This window comes from Streptomyces sp. AC558_RSS880, assembly GCF_019049255.1.
Classification (GTDB): Bacteria; Actinomycetota; Actinomycetes; order Streptomycetales; family Streptomycetaceae; genus Streptomyces.
This window is the reverse complement of record NZ_JAGMUJ010000188.1, coordinates 1-212: the sequence shown is the minus strand read 5'-3', so window position 1 is coordinate 212 and position 212 is coordinate 1. Positions and strand designations below refer to the sequence as shown.

At 62.7% G+C, this 212-nt stretch carries 1 protein-coding gene; it reads left to right on the top strand.

The window, feature by feature from the left end; all coding sequences use genetic code 11:
- Positions 1-212: cbb3-type cytochrome c oxidase subunit I (locus KUM38_RS39865; RefSeq protein WP_217137028.1), on the top strand; the 212-nt coding region annotated here is incomplete at both ends.

Below are 212 nucleotides of genomic sequence, written 5' to 3'. Positions count from 1 at the left end.
CCGCTGGACTTCCACGTCTCCGACAGCTACTTCGTGGTGGCGCACTTCCACTACGTCGTCTTCGGCACGGTCGTCTTCGCGATGTTCGCCGGCTTCCACTTCTGGTGGCCGAAGTTCACCGGCAAGCTGCTCGACGAGCGCCTCGGCAAGATCACCTTCTGGACGCTGTTCATCGGCTTCCACGGCACCTTCCTCGTCCAGCACTGGCTGGG